The following is a 1,773-nucleotide window of genomic DNA, read 5'->3' as shown; positions in this document are numbered from 1 at the left end:
TTTGACGTAGTGATCGTTGGTGCTGGGCCTGCGGGTCTGTCGGCTGCGATTAAAATTCGCCAACTCGCGATTGAAAATAATTTACCCGATCTGTCCGTCTGCGTCGTCGAAAAAGGTTCCGAAGTGGGAGCTCATATTCTCTCTGGTGCCATACTTGAACCGCGTGCCATTAATGAACTCTTTCCAAACTGGAAAGAAGAAGGCGCGCCTTTAAACGTACCTGTCACTGAGGACAAAACCTATTTCTTGCTGTCTGATGAAAAATCTCAGGAAGCACCGTACTGGATGGTGCCTAAAACCATGCATAACGATGGCAATTATGTCATCTCGTTGGGCAATTTGGTGCGTTGGTTAGGTCAAAAAGCCGAAGAATTAGAAGTTTCTATTTTCCCTGGATTTGCTGCTGCTGAAATTCTGTATCATCAAGATGGCACAGTCAAAGGCGTACAAACTGGTGATATGGGCATTGGTAAAGATGGTGAACCTACGCATAACTTTGCGCCAGGTTACGAACTCCATGCTAAATACACCCTTTTTGCTGAAGGCTGTCGCGGTCATTTAGGTAAGCGTTTGATCAGCAAGTTTAATCTTGATCAAAATGCTGATCCTCAGCACTATGGTATCGGGATTAAGGAACTTTGGGAAATTGATCCAGCCAAACATAAAGAAGGTCTGGTCATGCATGGTTCAGGTTGGCCACTGACTGAAACAGGTTCTTCTGGTGGTTGGTGGTTGTATCACGCTGAAAATAACCAAGTGACTCTGGGTATGATCGTGGATTTGTCTTATGAAAATCCACATATGTTCCCATTCATGGAAATGCAGCGCTGGAAAACTCATCCTCTGATTAAGCAGTATTTAGAAGGCGGTAAACGTATTTCCTATGGCGCTCGTGCCGTAGTCAAAGGTGGTTTAAATTCTTTGCCTAAACTCACTTTCCCGGGTGGCTGTCTGATTGGGGATGATGCTGGTTTCTTAAACTTTGCCAAAATCAAAGGCTCTCACACTGCCATGAAATCAGGCATGTTGTGTGGTGAAGCGGTATTTGAAGCGATTGCACGTGGGGTTGAAAAAGGCGGTGATTTAGCCATTGCCCGTGTGCTTGAAGGTGAAGATTTCTTTGATAAAGAACTCAATGCTTATACCCAAAAGTTTGACAATAGCTGGCTAAAAGAAGAGTTACATCGTAGCCGTAACTTTGGCCCTGCGATGCATAAGTTTGGTTTGTGGATTGGTGGTGCGTTTAACTTTCTGGATCAAAATATCTTTAAAGTGCCATTTACCTTGCACGACTTACAGCCAGACTACAGCGTATTAAAGACTCAGGATAAAGCCACCTTTAAACCGACTTATCCAAAACCAGATGGCAAGTTGACTTTTGATCGTTTGTCTTCGGTCTTTGTATCTAACACGGTACATGAAGAAAATCAGCCTTCGCATTTGAAATTGACTGATCCAACCATTCCTGTAAATGTGAATTTACCAAAATGGGATGAACCTGCACAGCGTTATTGCCCAGCAGGTGTGTATGAGATTGTGGATGAAGGTGAAGGCAACAAGCGCTTCCAGATCAATGCAGCTAACTGTGTCCACTGTAAGACTTGTGATATTAAAGATCCGTCACAGAATATTACTTGGGTGACACCTGAAGGTGGCGGTGGGCCGAATTATCCAAATATGTAAGTTTTAGCCACCTTCGCTGCAAAAGCATAGCTTTTGCACTTGCAGCAGGGCAAAGCATGCTTTGCTCTCCCTGCTTCAGGCGGTGGGCCG

The 1,773-nt window shown here is 44.4% G+C and carries 1 protein-coding gene; it reads left to right on the top strand.

Annotated elements, in window-relative coordinates; all coding sequences use genetic code 11:
- A partial coding sequence (locus A7A69_RS09495; protein WP_152877211.1) for an electron transfer flavoprotein-ubiquinone oxidoreductase occupies window positions 1–1,683 on the top strand: 1,683 nt, incomplete at its 5' end.
- Between the last annotated feature and the right edge of the window lie 90 nt (window positions 1,684–1,773).

The organism is Acinetobacter guerrae (assembly GCF_009372255.1).
Classification (GTDB): domain Bacteria; phylum Pseudomonadota; class Gammaproteobacteria; order Pseudomonadales; family Moraxellaceae; genus Acinetobacter; species Acinetobacter guerrae.
Note: the sequence above shows the minus strand (reverse complement) of the source record. Positions and strands in the feature narration are given on the sequence as shown.